18 protein-coding genes and 5 tRNA genes are annotated in these 14,467 nt (G+C 69.8%); 16 read left to right on the top strand and 7 right to left on the bottom strand.

The annotated features are described in order from the left end of the window. Positions 1–103: 103 nt before the first annotated feature. Together ACSHXC_RS11420 and ACSHXC_RS11415 are read right to left on the bottom strand one after the other, a co-directional pair. Positions 104–403, bottom strand: coding sequence for a WXG100 family type VII secretion target (locus ACSHXC_RS11420; RefSeq protein ID WP_438291470.1), 300 nt, complete (start codon positions 401–403; stop codon positions 104–106). A 30-nt stretch (positions 404–433) separates the two neighbouring features. Continuing rightward, positions 434–817, bottom strand: a complete 384-nt coding sequence (locus ACSHXC_RS11415) for a WXG100 family type VII secretion target (RefSeq protein ID WP_438291469.1) — start codon at positions 815–817, stop codon at positions 434–436. Positions 818–1,026: 209 nt separating this feature from the next. Between ACSHXC_RS11415 and ACSHXC_RS11410 the strand changes: the two genes are divergently transcribed. From ACSHXC_RS11410 to ACSHXC_RS11380, 7 genes are all read left to right on the top strand, one after another. Then, on the top strand, positions 1,027–1,698 hold the full coding sequence (locus ACSHXC_RS11410; protein WP_438291468.1) for a DUF4241 domain-containing protein: 672 nt from the start codon (positions 1,027–1,029) through the stop codon (positions 1,696–1,698). 66 nt (positions 1,699–1,764) lie between these two features. After that, complete coding sequence (locus ACSHXC_RS11405) at positions 1,765–2,484, top strand: HAD family hydrolase (RefSeq protein WP_438291466.1); 720 nt, start codon at positions 1,765–1,767, stop codon at positions 2,482–2,484. 89 nt (positions 2,485–2,573) lie between these two features. After that, positions 2,574–2,645: transfer RNA gene (locus ACSHXC_RS11400), tRNA-Gln, on the top strand. A 22-nt stretch (positions 2,646–2,667) separates the two neighbouring features. Then, positions 2,668–2,740: transfer RNA gene (locus ACSHXC_RS11395), tRNA-Glu, on the top strand. 61 nt (positions 2,741–2,801) lie between these two features. Continuing rightward, positions 2,802–2,874: transfer RNA gene (locus ACSHXC_RS11390), tRNA-Glu, on the top strand. A gap of 16 nt (positions 2,875–2,890) precedes the next feature. Beyond that, positions 2,891–2,962 (top strand) — tRNA-Gln (locus ACSHXC_RS11385). A gap of 52 nt (positions 2,963–3,014) precedes the next feature. Beyond that, positions 3,015–3,087, top strand: a tRNA-Glu gene (locus ACSHXC_RS11380). 249 nt (positions 3,088–3,336) lie between these two features. Here the strand turns inward: ACSHXC_RS11380 and ndgR are convergent. Then, complete coding sequence (gene ndgR / locus ACSHXC_RS11375; RefSeq protein WP_438291464.1) at positions 3,337–4,053, bottom strand: IclR family transcriptional regulator NdgR; 717 nt, start codon at positions 4,051–4,053, stop codon at positions 3,337–3,339. 171 nt (positions 4,054–4,224) lie between these two features. Between ndgR and leuC the strand changes: the two genes are divergently transcribed. The 4 genes from leuC to ACSHXC_RS11355 all read left to right on the top strand — a co-directional run bounded on the left by leuC (position 4,225) and on the right by ACSHXC_RS11355 (position 7,519). After that, the gene (gene leuC / locus ACSHXC_RS11370; protein WP_438291463.1) at positions 4,225–5,649 is read left to right on the top strand and encodes a 3-isopropylmalate dehydratase large subunit; all 1,425 of its coding nucleotides are present in this window, start codon (positions 4,225–4,227) and stop codon (positions 5,647–5,649) included. 5 nt (positions 5,650–5,654) lie between these two features. Then, positions 5,655–6,248, top strand: coding sequence for a 3-isopropylmalate dehydratase small subunit (leuD, locus tag ACSHXC_RS11365; protein WP_438291462.1), 594 nt, complete (start codon positions 5,655–5,657; stop codon positions 6,246–6,248). A gap of 239 nt (positions 6,249–6,487) precedes the next feature. Beyond that, positions 6,488–6,715 carry a hypothetical protein gene (locus tag ACSHXC_RS11360; RefSeq protein WP_053727896.1) on the top strand — a complete coding sequence of 76 codons (228 nt, stop codon included), beginning with the start codon at positions 6,488–6,490 and terminating at the stop codon, positions 6,713–6,715. A gap of 144 nt (positions 6,716–6,859) precedes the next feature. Then, positions 6,860–7,519, top strand: coding sequence for an HU family DNA-binding protein (locus tag ACSHXC_RS11355; RefSeq protein ID WP_344378463.1), 660 nt, complete (start codon positions 6,860–6,862; stop codon positions 7,517–7,519). A 95-nt stretch (positions 7,520–7,614) separates the two neighbouring features. Here the strand turns inward: ACSHXC_RS11355 and ACSHXC_RS11350 are convergent, their stop codons facing one another. Together ACSHXC_RS11350 and cofC are read right to left on the bottom strand one after the other, a co-directional pair. Continuing rightward, positions 7,615–7,818 (bottom strand): hypothetical protein, encoded by a 204-nt coding sequence (locus ACSHXC_RS11350; protein ID WP_438291461.1) that lies wholly within the window; start codon positions 7,816–7,818, stop codon positions 7,615–7,617. Between the two features lie 10 nt (positions 7,819–7,828). After that, a complete protein-coding gene (cofC, locus tag ACSHXC_RS11345; protein ID WP_438296530.1) occupies positions 7,829–8,461 on the bottom strand; it encodes a 2-phospho-L-lactate guanylyltransferase in 633 nt (210 codons plus the stop codon). Between the two features lie 247 nt (positions 8,462–8,708). Here cofC and ACSHXC_RS11340 point away from each other — a divergent pair, with 247 nt between their 5' ends. From ACSHXC_RS11340 to ACSHXC_RS11330, 3 genes are read left to right on the top strand one after another with little or no spacing between them, the layout of a single operon-like run. Then, positions 8,709–9,461: a lysophospholipid acyltransferase family protein gene (locus ACSHXC_RS11340; protein WP_438291460.1), complete on the top strand. Its 753-nt coding sequence runs from the start codon at positions 8,709–8,711 to the stop codon at positions 9,459–9,461. Beyond that, positions 9,458–10,471 carry an NAD(P)H-dependent glycerol-3-phosphate dehydrogenase gene (locus tag ACSHXC_RS11335; RefSeq protein ID WP_438291459.1) on the top strand — a complete coding sequence of 338 codons (1,014 nt, stop codon included), beginning with the start codon at positions 9,458–9,460 and terminating at the stop codon, positions 10,469–10,471. The genes ACSHXC_RS11340 and ACSHXC_RS11335 overlap by 4 nt, the downstream gene beginning before the upstream one ends. Positions 10,472–10,530: 59 nt before the next feature. Next, positions 10,531–11,688: a D-alanine--D-alanine ligase family protein gene (locus tag ACSHXC_RS11330; protein WP_344378467.1), complete on the top strand. Its 1,158-nt coding sequence runs from the start codon at positions 10,531–10,533 to the stop codon at positions 11,686–11,688. Here the strand turns inward: ACSHXC_RS11330 and ACSHXC_RS11325 are convergent. Beyond that, positions 11,685–12,161, bottom strand: coding sequence for a DUF3515 family protein (locus tag ACSHXC_RS11325; protein ID WP_438291458.1), 477 nt, complete (start codon positions 12,159–12,161; stop codon positions 11,685–11,687). The two genes, ACSHXC_RS11330 and ACSHXC_RS11325, sit on opposite strands and share 4 nt — an antisense overlap. A gap of 20 nt (positions 12,162–12,181) precedes the next feature. Next, positions 12,182–12,415, bottom strand: a complete 234-nt coding sequence (locus ACSHXC_RS11320; RefSeq protein WP_053727902.1) for an Lrp/AsnC family transcriptional regulator — start codon at positions 12,413–12,415, stop codon at positions 12,182–12,184. Positions 12,416–12,639: 224 nt separating this feature from the next. Between ACSHXC_RS11320 and ACSHXC_RS11315 the strand changes: the two genes are divergently transcribed. After that, positions 12,640–13,605, top strand: coding sequence for a thiamine-phosphate kinase (locus tag ACSHXC_RS11315; protein ID WP_053727946.1), 966 nt, complete (start codon positions 12,640–12,642; stop codon positions 13,603–13,605). Further along, positions 13,602–14,384: a bifunctional hydroxymethylpyrimidine kinase/phosphomethylpyrimidine kinase gene (thiD, locus tag ACSHXC_RS11310; protein ID WP_438291457.1), complete on the top strand. Its 783-nt coding sequence runs from the start codon at positions 13,602–13,604 to the stop codon at positions 14,382–14,384. The genes ACSHXC_RS11315 and thiD overlap by 4 nt, the downstream gene beginning before the upstream one ends. Positions 14,385–14,467: the final 83 nt, after the last annotated feature.

The raw sequence follows: 14,467 nt of genomic DNA, 5'->3' as shown, positions 1-14,467 counted from the left end.
TGAGCCGTTCCTCCGCTGGTGGGGGCGGGCAAGGGAGTGGTTGAAGGGGAGGGAGAGGGCGAGGGGGAAGCGGAACCCGATGGGGAGGGGGAAGGAGTGGACATCAGAGCGCGCCCCAGCCCCGCAGTACGGCTCGGTGGGCTGCCGCGTAGTTCGCGTGGCCCGTGGTCACCACCTCGTGCAGCCAGGCCTGGCGGGCCTGGAGGTCCCTCATGTCCCGGTCCCAGCGGTCGAGTTCGTCGATGAACGCCTCGCGGGCCTCGCCGTGCCAGGTGAGGACGACCTTCTCGGTGCGGTCGTACAGCGTGCCCAGATTCACGTTGAGCTGCTTGAGAATGTCCTCAAGTTCGCCGGCCAGACGGCGCAGAGCCGCGAAGTCGACGGCTATGTGGTCGTCGGGCATGGTCTTCGGTCCCCCCCCCGGGGTAAGGCTCTACAAGTCGTCGAGGCTGCTGCGCGTGGCCGGCGGCGCCTGGAGGGCGTCGGCCTCGTGCTCCACGTCGACGTGCGACTGGACGTTGCGCATGGCCGCGAGGACATCCAGCTCCCGCTCTGTGAAGCCATCCCGGCTCATGAGGACCGCTTCCTGCACGACCCGGAGCGTTTCGCGGATGCGTACGGCGTCCTTGGCGGCACCTCTGTGCAACGCGCGGTAGGCGGAGCCCGTCGAGCCCTGCCAGCCGGCCTGGATCCGGTCGACGATCCCGTCCATCCGGCGGACCTGGTTGTCCAGGTGCCGCCGCATCTCTTCGAGGTCACCGGCCAGCTTCGTCAGGCCGTCGTCGTCCGGCTCTTTGAGGTCCGGATTGCCTCGCATCCCGCCCCCGATAGCTCGTACCCCTGTGCGTTCGGCCTTCTCCGAAGAGCCTAACAACGTGCCCTAGAGACACGGAAGTTGCTTCCGGGACATGAGTGGCGGCGCGGAGGTCGCCGCCCCAGACCCCGTTGTCAGTGCCCCGAGTTATGTTTCTGGCAGTGCAACAACCGCTGCGAACCGCTGCCGCCACGCCTCACCGGGAGACCCCCATGCCCATGCCCGCCCCCGACTTCTCCTGGCACTTCACTCCCGGCAACACCTTTACCGAGGAGTCGGGCACCAGCGGCACGCTGAGTGTCGTGGCCGGTGGGGAGCTGTGGCTGCACACCGGGCGGGTCATCGCCTGTGACCCGTTCGTCTCGCTCGGGGCCGGCGAGGCCGAGCCGTTCACGGCGCAGGTGGAGCCGGGGCGGTACCGGGTGGACGCGGCCGTGGCGACGCTGGTGCGCAAGGGAGAGCCGGAGGCGGACACCCCGCACCTGCGGGTGGCCGCCGCGCGCCTCGTCATAAAAGAGGCCCCGACCGTCTCGTGGGAGCTCGCGCTCCAGCCCGGACAGGACCTCGCCGAGCTCGATGAGGAGGAGTTCTTCGGGTACGGGGTCGACGCGGGCACAGGCTGCTTCTACGACGCCGGGTCCGACGGCTCCTTCCCCGACTGCGAGGGCGACGAGGGCCCGCTGTGGGACGCCTTCGACACCGTCCCGCCCTCGCCGGGCCCGCACACCGTCACCGACCCCGCGACCGGCCACAACCTGATCGCCTTCACGTCGGGCTGGGGCGACGGCGCCTACCCGACCTGGATAGGCCGTGACGAAGCGGGCGCGATCACCTGCTTCGTCACGGACTTCTTCGTCGTTCCGGTCGAAGCGCTCGTGCCCTGAGGCCCGTCCCCGCCGCATATGCCAGAACGCCGTCCGTGGTCCGGACGCAGGGCCTACGCTCGAAGCATGGCCATCCGCGCGGTCCTGTGGGACATCGACGACACGATCTTCGACTACTCCGCGGCCTCCCGTTCCGGCATGCGTACGCACCTCGGCCTGGAGGGACTGCCCGACGCGTACGAATCCGTCGAGCGGGCTCTTGACTACTGGGCCGAGGTGACGGCCTACCACTGGGCGCGGTTCGCGGCGGGGGAGACCGACTGGCACGGGCAGTGCCGCGACCGGGTGCGGGCCTTCGTCGGCGATGCCATGAGCGACGAGGAAGCCGATGCCTGGTACGACCGGCACGTCACGCACTACGAAGCCGCCTGGAGCCTCTTCCCCGACGCCCTGCCCGTCCTCGACGTACTCGCCGAGGGCTACCGGCACGCCATCCTGTCCAACTCCTCCCTCCCCAATCAGGAGCGGAAGCTCCGGATCCTCGGCGTACGGGACCGGTTCGAGGCGCTCCTCTGCGCCGCCGAACTGGGCATCGCCAAGCCGGAGGCGGCCGCCTTCCACGCCGGCTGCGAGGCGCTCGGACTGCCGCCGGAGGAAGTCGTCTATGTCGGCGACCAGCCGGACATCGACGCACGCGGGGCGGACGAGGCGGGGCTCAGGGGAGTCTGGCTGGATCGCTCGGGGACCGGCGGACGACCCGAGCTCATCCGCATCACAGGACTCGATCAGCTCCCTGACCTCCTGCGCCTCGATACCCGTTTTGGAGCGCCGGACACCTTCGGGTAATGTTCTTCCTGCGCCGAGGGGAGCGGGAAGAAAAGCCCCGAACCGAAAGCGCAAGCCAAGCAAAACTCCCCATGGGAGTTGCGTTTTGGTGGGCTATGGTGTAATTGGCAGCACGACGGTTTCTGGTTCCGTTAGTCTAGGTTCGAGTCCTGGTAGCCCAGCTCGCAGAGCTTTATCTGCAAGGCCCCCGTTGTGTAGCGGCCTAGCACGCCGCCCTCTCAAGGCGGTAGCGCCGGTTCGAATCCGGTCGGGGGTACAGATCCTTCCCGCGGGATCACCAGGGTCGCACCCGGTGAACTCGATGCAGGATCGCTAGGGCCCCCGTTGTGTAGCGGCCTAGCACGCCGCCCTCTCAAGGCGGTAGCGCCGGTTCGAATCCGGTCGGGGGTACTGGTCTAAACCACCATGGGCTATGGTGTAATTGGCAACACTACGGTTTCTGGTACCGTCATTCTAGGTTCGAGTCCTGGTAGCCCAGCGGGTCATCTCAAGATCCTGGATCTTCTTCGAAGGTCCGAAAACGCAGGCAGGCCCCCGTTGTGTAGCGGCCTAGCACGCCGCCCTCTCAAGGCGGTAGCGCCGGTTCGAATCCGGTCGGGGGTACGCACAGAGAATGGGCCCTTCGCATCTTGCGGAGGGCCTTTTCGTTTGCCCGCACAGGCATCCCGACACGGATCCGGACGCACCTCGCACCCATCCCGGCGGGCTCAACTCCCGTACTGCACAGGGGTGTTCGGTACACCCGACCCGAACCACCCTTCCCGCACCGCCGGTTGAACGGCCCCGGACACACCTCCGGCCCACCGCTGCGGCGTTGAAGCGGTGGGCCGGAATGTGGCAGAAGGAAAGACGTCAGCCGTTGCGGCGCAGGGCCTCGGACAGACGGGCGGCGGCGTCGATGACCGCCTGGGCGTGCATCCGGCCCGGGTGCCGGGTCAGGCGCTCGATCGGACCGGAGACCGAGACGGCCGCCACCACCCGGTTCGACGGGCCGCGCACCGGCGCCGACACCGAGGCCACGCCCGGCTCGCGCTCGCCGATCGACTGGGCCCAGCCCCTGCGCCGTACCCCGGAAAGGGCCGTCGCCGTGAAGCGGGCGCCCTGGAGGCCGCGGTGCAGGCGCTCCGGCTCCTCCCAGGCCATCAGGATCTGGGCGGACGAGCCGGCCTTCATGGTCAGCGTGGAGCCGACCGGGACGGTGTCGCGAAGGCCGGAGAGGCGCTCGGCGGCCGCCACGCAGATCCGCATGTCGCCCTGGCGGCGGTAGAGCTGAGCGCTCTCGCCCGTGACGTCGCGCAGATGCGTCAGGACCGGGCCGGCCGTGGCCAGCAGGCGGTCCTCGCCGGCTGCCGCCGCGAGCTCGGCCAGGCGCGGGCCGAGAATGAAGCGGCCCTGCATGTCCCGAGCCACCATCCGGTGGTGTTCCAGTGCCACGGCGAGGCGGTGTGCCGTGGGTCGTGCGAGCCCAGTGGCCGCGACCAGACCTGCGAGGGTGGCCGGACCGGACTCCAGAGCGTTCAAGACAAGGGCAGCCTTGTCCAGAACGCCTACGCCGCTAGAGTTGTCCATGCAACGATATTCGCGTCTCACTCTGTGAAACGCAAGTTCAATTTTCTCCGGAAGTCGTCAAGCTGTACTGGCGATCCGTACAACGGAGCGCAGCCCGCCCGGGGCGTGCGTACGGGCATGGGCAATCGATCTCTAGTAGTGCCGGCGACGACGCCGGCCGGAGGGAAGGCGATGGGTAGGACACTCGCGGAGAAGGTCTGGGACGACCATGTCGTCAGGCGAGCCGAGGGCGAGCCGGACCTGCTCTTCATCGATCTGCACCTGCTGCACGAGGTGACCAGCCCGCAGGCCTTCGACGGACTGCGCAAGAACGGTCGCCAGGTGCGGCGCCTCGACCTCACCATCGCCACCGAGGACCACAACACCCCCACCATCGACATCGACAAGCCGATCGCGGACCCGGTCTCGCGGGTCCAGCTGGAGACGCTGCGCAAGAACTGCGCCGAGTTCGGTGTGCGCCTGCACCCGCTGGGTGACGTCGAGCAGGGTGTTGTCCACGTGGTGGGACCGCAGCTGGGACTGACCCAGCCCGGCACCACCGTGGTCTGCGGCGACTCGCACACCTCCACCCACGGCGCCTTCGGCGCGCTGGCGTTCGGCATCGGCACCAGCCAGGTCGAGCACGTCCTGGCCACCCAGACGCTGCCGCTGGCCCCGTTCAAGACGATGGCCATCACCGTGGACGGCGAACTGCCCGACGGTGTCACCGCCAAGGACCTGATCCTCGCCATCATCGCGAAGATCGGCACCGGCGGCGGCCAGGGCTACGTCCTGGAGTACCGCGGCTCCGCCATCGAGAAGCTGTCGATGGAAGCCCGCATGACCATCTGCAACATGTCGATCGAGGCCGGCGCCCGCGCGGGCATGATCGCCCCCGACCGGACCACGTTCGACTACCTGGAAGGGCGCGTCCACGCCCCGCAGGGCGAGGACTGGGACGCGGCGGTCGCGTACTGGAAGACGCTGAAGACGGACGAGGACGCGGTCTTCGACGCCGAGGTCGTCATCAAGGCCGACGAGCTCTCGCCGTTCGTCACCTGGGGCACCAACCCCGGACAGGGCGCGCCCCTGTCGGGAGAGGTCCCCGACCCGGCTTCGTACGAGGACGCTTCGGAGCGCCTGGCCGCCGAAAAGGCCCTGGAATACATGGGGTTGAGCGCCGGGCAGCCGCTGCGCGACATCAACGTCGACACCGTCTTCGTAGGTTCGTGCACCAACGGCCGCATCGAGGACCTGCGCAACGCGGCCGCCGTCATCGAGGGCCGCAAAGTCGCCGACGGCGTACGAATGCTGGTCGTCCCGGGCTCGGTCCGGGTCGCGCTGCAGGCCATGGACGAGGGCCTGGACAAGGTGTTCACGGCCGCCGGCGCCGAATGGCGGCACGCGGGCTGCTCGATGTGCCTGGGCATGAACCCGGACCAGCTGGCCCCCGGCGAGCGCTCCGCGTCCACCTCCAACCGCAACTTCGAGGGCAGGCAGGGCAAGGGCGGCCGCACCCACCTGGTTTCGCCCCAGGTCGCCGCCGCAACGGCGGTTCTCGGCCACCTGGCCTCGCCCGCCGACCTGTCAGACGTCCGTACCCCCGTGGAGGCCTGAGAACCATGGAAGCTTTCACCACGCACACCGGCCGGGCCGTACCGCTGCGCCGCTCCAACGTCGACACCGACCAGATCATCCCGGCCCACTGGCTGAAGAAGGTCACCCGCGACGGCTTCGAGGACGGGCTGTTCGAGGCCTGGCGCAAGGACTCCGAGTTCGTCCTGAACAAGCCCGAGCGCAAGGGCGCCACGGTTTTGGTGGCGGGCCCCGACTTCGGCACCGGCTCCTCCCGCGAGCACGCGGTGTGGGCGCTGCAGAACTACGGCTTCAAAGCGGTGATCTCGTCCCGCTTCGCCGACATCTTCCGCGGCAACTCGCTGAAGAACGGCCTGCTCACCGTCGTTCTCGACCAGAAAGTCGTGGACGCGCTGTGGGAGCTGACCGAGCGCGACCCTGACGCCGAAATCACCGTTGACCTGCAGGATCGCCAGGTTCGCGCGGAAGGCGTCACCGCCGACTTCGAACTCGACGAGAACGCCCGCTGGCGGCTCCTGAACGGCCTGGACGACATCTCGATCACGCTCCAGAACGAGCCCGACATCGCCTCCTACGAGGCCCGCCGACCCGCCTTCAAGCCGAGCACGATCCAGGCCTGAAGCGCGTATTGACCCCCCTTCGGCTGCATCGCGCCCCCCGTTTTCCGGATTGATTTCCGGGCGGGGGGCGCGTCGCGTTTTGGGCTCCGGGGGTGACGTCAACTAGCCTTGCACGCAGGGCAGATGGCCGGATAGTCGCTTGCGCGATCGAGGCACCGTACGGACGTCCAGGAGTCGCTGGATTCGCTCAGTTGCCCCCGCCGGAGGTGACAACTCGCCTCAGATGGCACAATCGACGCATGGAACGCGACAGCCAACTCAAGCTCTACGGGCTGGTGGCGGACCAACTGAAAGAAGCGCACACAAGGGTGCGCGAACTGCAAGTCCCGGAGGGCGTACGGATGGCGCTGTCCCGGAAGCTGCTGGTCATAACAGCGGCGGCCAAACACGATCTCGCCGATGCGGCAACGCGTCTGGAGCGGTTGATGAAGGACCTCGACGAGGGCCGATTCCCCGAAGGCGACTGAGCCGTAAGGAACTCGGCGAGAGCCGACTTCGTTGCGGCACTAGGGTGATTAGCCCGTTTCGTGTTTGATTTGCGGTATATATCTGCCTAACGTGCGAAAAGGCCTGGACACTTTCGCTCAGGCAATGTCTCCGAAGGGGAAGACGTGAACAAGGCGCAGCTCGTAGAAGCGATTGCCGACAAGGTCGGCGGCCGTCAGCAGGCCGCGGACGCGGTGGACGCGGTGTTGGACGCGATCGTCCGTGCGGTCGTCGCCGGCGACCGCGTCTCGGTCACCGGTTTCGGCTCGTTCGAGAAGGTCGACCGCCCGGCCCGGTACGCCCGCAACCCGCAGACGGGTGAGCGCGTACGGGTCAAGAAGACCTCGGTTCCGCGGTTCCGCGCGGGCCAGGGCTTCAAGGATCTCGTCGCGGGCTCGAAGAAGCTCCCGAAGAACGACGTGGCCGTCAAGAAGGCCCCCAAGGGCAGCCTCTCCGGCGGTACTTCGACCCGCAGCACCGTCAAGAAGGCCGCGGCCAAGAAGGCCACCGCCAAGAAGACGGTCGCCAAGAAGACCACCGCGGTGAAGAAGACCACCGCGGCGAAGACCACGGCGGCCAAGAAGGCCACCACGAAGAAGGCCACCGCCAAGAAGACGACGGCCACCGCCAAGAAGGCCGCGCCGGCGAAGAAGGCCGCGACCGCCAAGAAGGCCACCGCGAAGAAGACCGCGCCGGCCAAGAAGGCCGTCGCGAAGAAGGCCCCCGCGAAGAAGGCCACGGCGCGCAAGACCACCGCCAAGAAGGCGACCGCTCGCAAGAAGTAGTCATCAGCGGCGAGGCTCAAGCGCCGGGCCGGGCTCCCCTCGGGGAGACCCGGCCCGCGGCCGTTTTCGGCCAAGTCGCCCCGCGCGCTCCGGGCTCAGAACGTCTGCAGCGTCACCAGCGTGATGCGCAGGTCGGCCCCCGACCCCTCGGTCTCGATGCGGACCCGCTGGCCGGCCCTCAGCAGCCGCAGCCCGCCCGCCTCGAAGGCCGGGGCCCCGAAGTCCACCGGGGTGCCGTCGTCGAGCAGCACACTGCCGCTGCGGGTCTCGGAGTCGTACGTGTACGCGGTCGCCTGCATACCCGCCAGCCTAGTGCCCCCGTACGGGGTCCACGGGGTCCAGGGCGCCCCGCAGGGCCGCGGTGGCCGGGCCCACGCCCAGCGACAGCGCGGCCCGCAGGTCCGCGCCCGTGTCGACGTCCCGGCGCACCGAATCCACGCCGTCGAGCAGGATTTCGGCGGCCCCCGACGCCGAATGGGCGGCCCGTGAAGGACCGCCGAATACCGGGTTCAAATCCGTGCCCGGAACCGCCGAAAGGAAAGTCGTCCCGATTCCCGCCGAATCCGCGAGAAAAGCCCGCGGAAATGCGGCGGCCGCGGCGAGGACCCGGCCCAGTTCCGCGGGGCGCAGCGCGGGCAGATCCGCGTTGAGGGCGGCCACCGGGAGCGCCGGGTGCCGCGAGCGCATCCGGTACGCCCCGTGAGCCAGCGCGGCGTTGAGACCCGCGCCGGGGGAGTCGGACACGATGCGCGCACCCAGCGCGGCCAGCTCCGCGCCCGCCAGTGGATCGTCCGTGACGACCGCCACATTGCGTACCGCGGGACATTCCAGCGCGGCGGCCACGGTGTCCAGGGCGAACGCGAGGGCGAGCCGCGGGCGGAACTCGTCGCCGACGGCGGCCGCCAGCCTGCTCTTGGCCCGCGCCAAGGGCTTCAGCGGGATGACGAGGGACCAGCGGGCAGCTGTGGCGGTGTTCGTGGCGTCCCCTCCGTCCGGGCGCCGCCCCGATCGGGCCGGGCGGCGGCGGGCTTCATTGTCACCCGCCCGGAGGGCCGCCGTGCGGGCCGGGGCGTACGGTGTTCTCGACAGACCAGGGGCCTGGGGCGACACTTGCCCCCAGCAGCCACGCAGAGTCAGTTCCCCCGGTCTCGCAGAGGCCTGGCCGGGGTCCACAGAGGAAGGTGTCCGAGTGTCCCGCCGCAGAATCGGCTTCTGGTACCGCCTGGCAGCGGTCATCGCAAAACCGCCGCTGGTCGTTCTGTTCAAGCGGGACTGGCGGGGAATGGAGAACATTCCGGCCGACGGCGGATTCATCACCGCCATCAATCACAACTCGTATCTGGACATGTTCTCGTACGGGCATTTCCAATACAACACGGGCCGCGTGCCCCGATTCCTGGCGAAGGCCGCGCTTTTCAAGGCCCCCGGCGTCGGGATCCTGCTGCGCGGCACGGGCCAGATTCCCGTCTACCGCGAGTCGACCAACGCCGTCGGCGCCTTCCGGGCCGCCGTGGACGCCGTCGAGCGCGGCGAATGCGTCGCCTTCTACCCCGAGGGCACCCTCACCCGCGACCCGGGCCAGTGGCCGATGACCGCGAAGACCGGTGTCGCACGGGCCGCCCTGATGACGAAGGCGCCCGTCGTCCCGATCGCCCAGTGGGGCGCCAACTTGGCGATGCCTCCGTACGCCAAGGAGAAGAAGGTCAACTTCTTCCCGCGCAAGACTCTGCAGGTGAAGGCCGGTCCGCCGGTCGACCTCGACCGGTTCTACGACAAGGAGCCGACGCCCGAGGTCCTCAAGGAGGTGACCGAGGTCATCATGGCCGCGATCACCACGCTGCTTGAGGAGTTGAGGGGCGAGAAGGCCCCCGAGAAGCCGTACGATCTGCGCGAAGTCCGCGCGCGGCAGCGCCGCAAGGCCGCCGGGGAGGGCACCAAGTGACACACGGCACCACCAAGGCAGCAGTGTTCGGGACGGGTTCGTGGGGCACGGCGTTCGCCATGGTCCTCGCCGACGCGGGCTGTGAGGTGACCCTCTGGGCCCGCCGCCCCGAACTCGCCGAAGCGGTCAACTCCACGCGGACGAACCCGGACTACCTGCCTGGCATCGAACTGCCCGCGTCCGTACGGGCCACCACCGACCCCGCCGAGGCCGCGGCGGGCGCCGACTTCACCGTCCTCGCCGTCCCCTCGCAGACGCTCCGCGACAACCTCGCCGCCTGGGCGCCCCTGCTGGCCCCCGACACCGTGCTCGTCTCCCTGATGAAGGGCGTCGAACTCGGCACCGCCAAGCGGATGAGCGAGGTCATCGCCGAGGTCGCCAAGGTCTCCGAGGACCGCGTCGCGGTCGTCACGGGGCCCAACCTGGCCAAGGAGATCGCCAAGCGGATGCCGGCCGCGGCCGTCGTGGCCTGCCGCGACGAAGCCGTCGCCCAGCGCCTCCAGGCCGCCTGCCACACCCCGTACTTCCGCCCGTACACCAACACCGACGTGGTGGGCTGCGAACTCGGCGGCGCCGTCAAGAACGTCATCGGGCTCGCCGTCGGCATCGCCGACGGCATGGGGCTCGGCGACAACGCCAAGGGCTCGCTCATCACCCGCGGCCTCGCCGAAACGACCCGGCTCGGCCTCGCGATGGGCGCTGACCCGCTGACGTTCTCCGGCCTCGCGGGCCTCGGCGACCTGGTCGCCACCTGCTCCTCGCCGCTCTCGCGCAACCACACCTTCGGCACCAACCTCGGCAAGGGCATGACGCTGCAGGAGACCATCGCGGTCACCAAGCAGACCGCCGAGGGCGTCAAGTCCTGCGAATCCGTGCTGGATCTGGCCCGTCGGCACGGCGTGGACATGCCCATCACGGAGACCGTCGTCGGCATCGTCCACGAGGGCAAGCCGCCGGTCGTCGCCCTCAAGGAGCTCATGTCCCGCAGCGCCAAGGCCGAGCGGCGCTGACCGCGCCGGGCGCCCGCGGCCGTGGACGCGGAGCCTCGAACGGGTACCCTCAACGCGATATGAGCAGCGAGAACCTCCCCCAGAGCCCTGAGAAGCAGCTCCGCAAGCCGCGGGTGGCCGTAGTGTTCGGCGGCCGCAGTTCGGAACACGGCATCTCGGTCGTGACCGCCGGCGCGGTGCTGCGCGCCATCGACCGTACGAAGTACGACGTGCTGCCCATCGGCATCACGACGGACGGCCGCTGGGCGCTCACCGCCGACGAACCGGAGCGGATGGCGATCAGTGACCGGCGCACGCCCAGCGTCGACGAGCTCGCCGAGTCGCCCGACGGCGGCGTGGTCCTGCCCGTGGACCCGGGCAGCCGTGAAGTCGTCTACAGCGAGCCCGGAATGGTGCCCAAGGCCCTGGGCGAGGTCGACGTCGTCTTCCCGATGCTGCACGGCCCGTACGGCGAGGACGGCACCCTCCAGGGCCTCCTGGAGCTCTCCGGCATCCCGTACGTCGGCGCGGGCGTCCTCGCCTCCGCCGTCGGCCAGGACAAGGAGTACATGAAGCGCGTCTTCACCTCCTTCGGGCTGCCCGTCGGGCCCTACCTCGTGGTGCGCCCGCGCGAGTGGGAGCAGGACGAGAAGGGCGCCCGCCAGCGCATCGCGGACTTCGCCGGTGAGCACGGCTGGCCGCTGTTCATCAAGCCGTCCCGGGCCGGCTCCTCGTTCGGCATCACCAAGGTCGACTCCTTCGAGGGCCTGGACGAGGCCATCGCCGAGGCCCGCCGCCACGACCCCAAGTTCCTCGTCGAGTCGCTGCTGCGCGGCCGCGAGATCGAGTGCGGGGTGCTCGAATTCGAGGACGGGCCGCGGGCGAGCGTGCCTGCCGAGATCCCGCCGGTGACGGCCCACGAGTTCTACGACTTCGAGGCCAAGTACATCGACTCGGCGGCCGGCATCGTGCCCGCGCCGATCGGTGAGGAGGCCACCGCCGAGGTGCAGCGCCTGGCCGTCGAGGCCTTCGAGGCCGCCTCCTGCGAGGGCCTGGTCCGCGCGGACTTCTTCCTCCAGGACAACGGCGAGTTCGTCATCAACGAGATCAACACGATGCCGGGCTTCACGCCGATCTCGATGTATCCGCGGATGTGGCAGGAGAGCGGCGTCGAATACGCGGACCTGGTCGACAAGCTGATCCAGGCGGCCCTGCGACGCTCCACGGGCCTGCGCTAGAGGGAGTTCTTGGTGGCCTTGAGGACGGGGGCGCCGAACGCCTGGAGCACGGACGCGTCGTGCGCGTACCGGGTCCCCGTCAGCAGCTCGATGTAGGGGTCCCGGTAGGCGCTGACGAACCGGGGGCCCTCGGAGCGTGGGAACACGACCCACCAGACGCCGTTCACCTGAACACCGTTGGACTTGGGGTCGTTCATCTCGTCACCCCGCGGAATCCCGCAGCGCAGTACGATCTCCGCGTCCCCGTCCCCCCAGCGGGCCGTCAGTGGCGAGTCCGGGGTGGGGTCGTGCCGCTTCTGCCCGGCCACGGTGTCGGGCAGGAGTTTGTCCAGGGCCTCGCACGCGGCCCGCTCCTGTCCAGGTGGCGAGGGAACCGCCACCTTCGCGGTGGCGTCGGACGAAGAACAGCCCGCGGCCGCCAGGACGGCGACCGCGGACAGGACGAGAAGCGGCCGGCGGCGAGAGAGAGTCACCGGCCCAGGGTATGCGGGGGCTACAGATGGACGACCGGGCAGGTCAGGGTTCTTGTGATGCCGTCCACCTGCTGGACCTTGGCGACCACCATGCGACCGAGTTCGTCGACCGTCTCGGCCTGGGCGCGGACGATCACGTCGTAGGGTCCGGTCACGTCTTCGGCCTGGATCACCCCAGCGAGCTTTCCGATGGCCTCGGCGACTGTCGACGCCTTGCCCACCTCGGTCTGAATGAGGATGTACGCCTGTACCACGGAACCTCCAGGGCGGCCACGAGGATCATGTGGGGGAGAGAAAGAGACGCCACGGTACCGCGTCGCCACGCGCGACGGGGAGACCCGCGCGACCGGCCGCTCGCGCCGAGGGGCGAGAGCGGCCATGAAGTTGACGTATGTGTTGACGGTACCCACGCCCGTGACCGCTCGCGACCGCAGGCGCACGGGGGCAGATGGGGTACGAAGATGAGAGGTGGGACACGGTGAAAGGCACTGTGGGCGAGTTGGGGGAGTTCGGGCTCATCAGGGAGCTGACCTCCCGGCTCACCTCCACCCCCGCGGTCCGGCTGGGCCCGGGCGACGACGCGGCGGTCGTGACCGCACCCGACCGCAGGGTGGTCGCCAGCACGGACATCCTCCTTGAGGGACGGCACTTCAGGCGCGACTGGTCGACGGCGTACGACGTGGGCCGCAAGGCCGCCGCGCAGAACTTGGCCGACATCGCCGCCATGGGCGCGGTGCCGACCGCGGTGCTTCTCGGCCTCGTCGTGCCGGCCGAACTGCCGGTCACCTGGCCCACCGAGCTGATGGACGGCATCCGCGACGAGTGCCAGGTCGCGGGTGCGGCCGTGGTCGGCGGAGACGTCGTACGCGGGGACACCATCACCGTCGCGATCACCGCGCTCGGCGATCTGCGCAACCACGAGCCGGTGACCCGGGCCGGCGCGCAGCCCGGCGACGTCGTCGCGGTGACGGGCTGGCTCGGCTGGTCGGCGGCGGGCTACGCGGTGCTCTCGCGCGGCTTCCGCTCGCCGCGCGCCTTCGTCGAGGCACACCGCCGCCCGGAGCCCCCGTACCACGCCGGCCCCGCGGCGGCCGGGCTCGGCGCCACCGCCATGACCGACGTCAGCGACGGCCTGGTCGCCGACCTCGGCCACATCGCCGAGGCCAGCAAGGTCCGCATCGACCTGCGTTCGGGCCTCATCGACATCCCGACGCAGATGAGCGACATCGGCCAGGCCGTCGGCGTCGACCCGCTCCAGTGGGTGCTCACCGGCGGCGAGGACCACGCGATCGTGGCGACGTTCCCGCCGGACGTGAAGCTGCCGGCCCGCTGGAAGGTCATCGGCGAGGTCCTCAACCCGTCCGCGCTGCCCACCGTCACCGTGGACGGCGCGCCCTGGACCAGCAAGGGCGGCTGGGACCACTTCGGGGACGACCCCGCATGATCCCCAACGTGCTGACCGTCGCCGGATCCGACTCCGGCGGCGGCGCCGGCATCCAGGCCGACCTCAAGACGATGCTGGCGCTCGGCGTCCACGGCATGAGCGTGATCACCGCCGTCACCGCGCAGAACTCGCTGGGCGTGCAGGGCGCCTGGGAACTGCCGGTGGAGGCGGTACGGGCCCAGTACCGGGCCGTCGTCGACGACATCGGCGTCCAGGCCGTGAAGACCGGCATGCTGTCCTCGGCGCCCCTGGTGGAGGCGGTGGCCGAGCTGCTCGCCGGCACTGACGCCCCCGTCGTCGTGGACCCGGTGGGCGTCTCCAAGCACGGCGACCCGCTGCTCGCCGCCGAGGCCCTCGACTCCGTACGCACCCGGCTGCTGCCCGCCGCGACCGTCGCCACCCCCAACCTGGACGAGGTGGCCCAGCTCACCGGCGTCCAGGTCGAGGACGAGGACGGGATGCGGCGGGCGGCCGCCGCGATCCTGGAGTACGGGCCGCGGTGGGCGCTGATCAAGGGTGGACACTACCCCGGCGATGCCGTGGACCTGCTCACCGACGGGGCCGAGGAGCACTGGCTGCGGGCCCCGCGCCTGGACAACCGGCACACCCACGGCACGGGCTGCACGCTCGCCTCCGCCATCGCCTCGGGCCTCGCCAAGGGGATGACGGTCCCCGAGGCGGTCCGGGCGGCCAAGGAGTACGTCACGGGCGCCATCGCCGCGGGATTCGCGCTGGGCGCGGGCATTGGGCCCGTCGACCACGGCTGGCGCTTCCGCTAGCGGATACGGGTACGGCAAAAAGCCGGTCCACCGAGGTGGACCGGCTTTTCAAGGCAACCGCAGGGGCTGCGCTACGACAGACG

Origin of the sequence: Streptomyces sp. HUAS TT7, assembly GCF_051550175.1 — a bacterium.
Lineage (GTDB): Bacteria > Actinomycetota > Actinomycetes > Streptomycetales > Streptomycetaceae > Streptomyces.
This window is presented reverse-complemented; position numbering and strand designations above follow the sequence as displayed.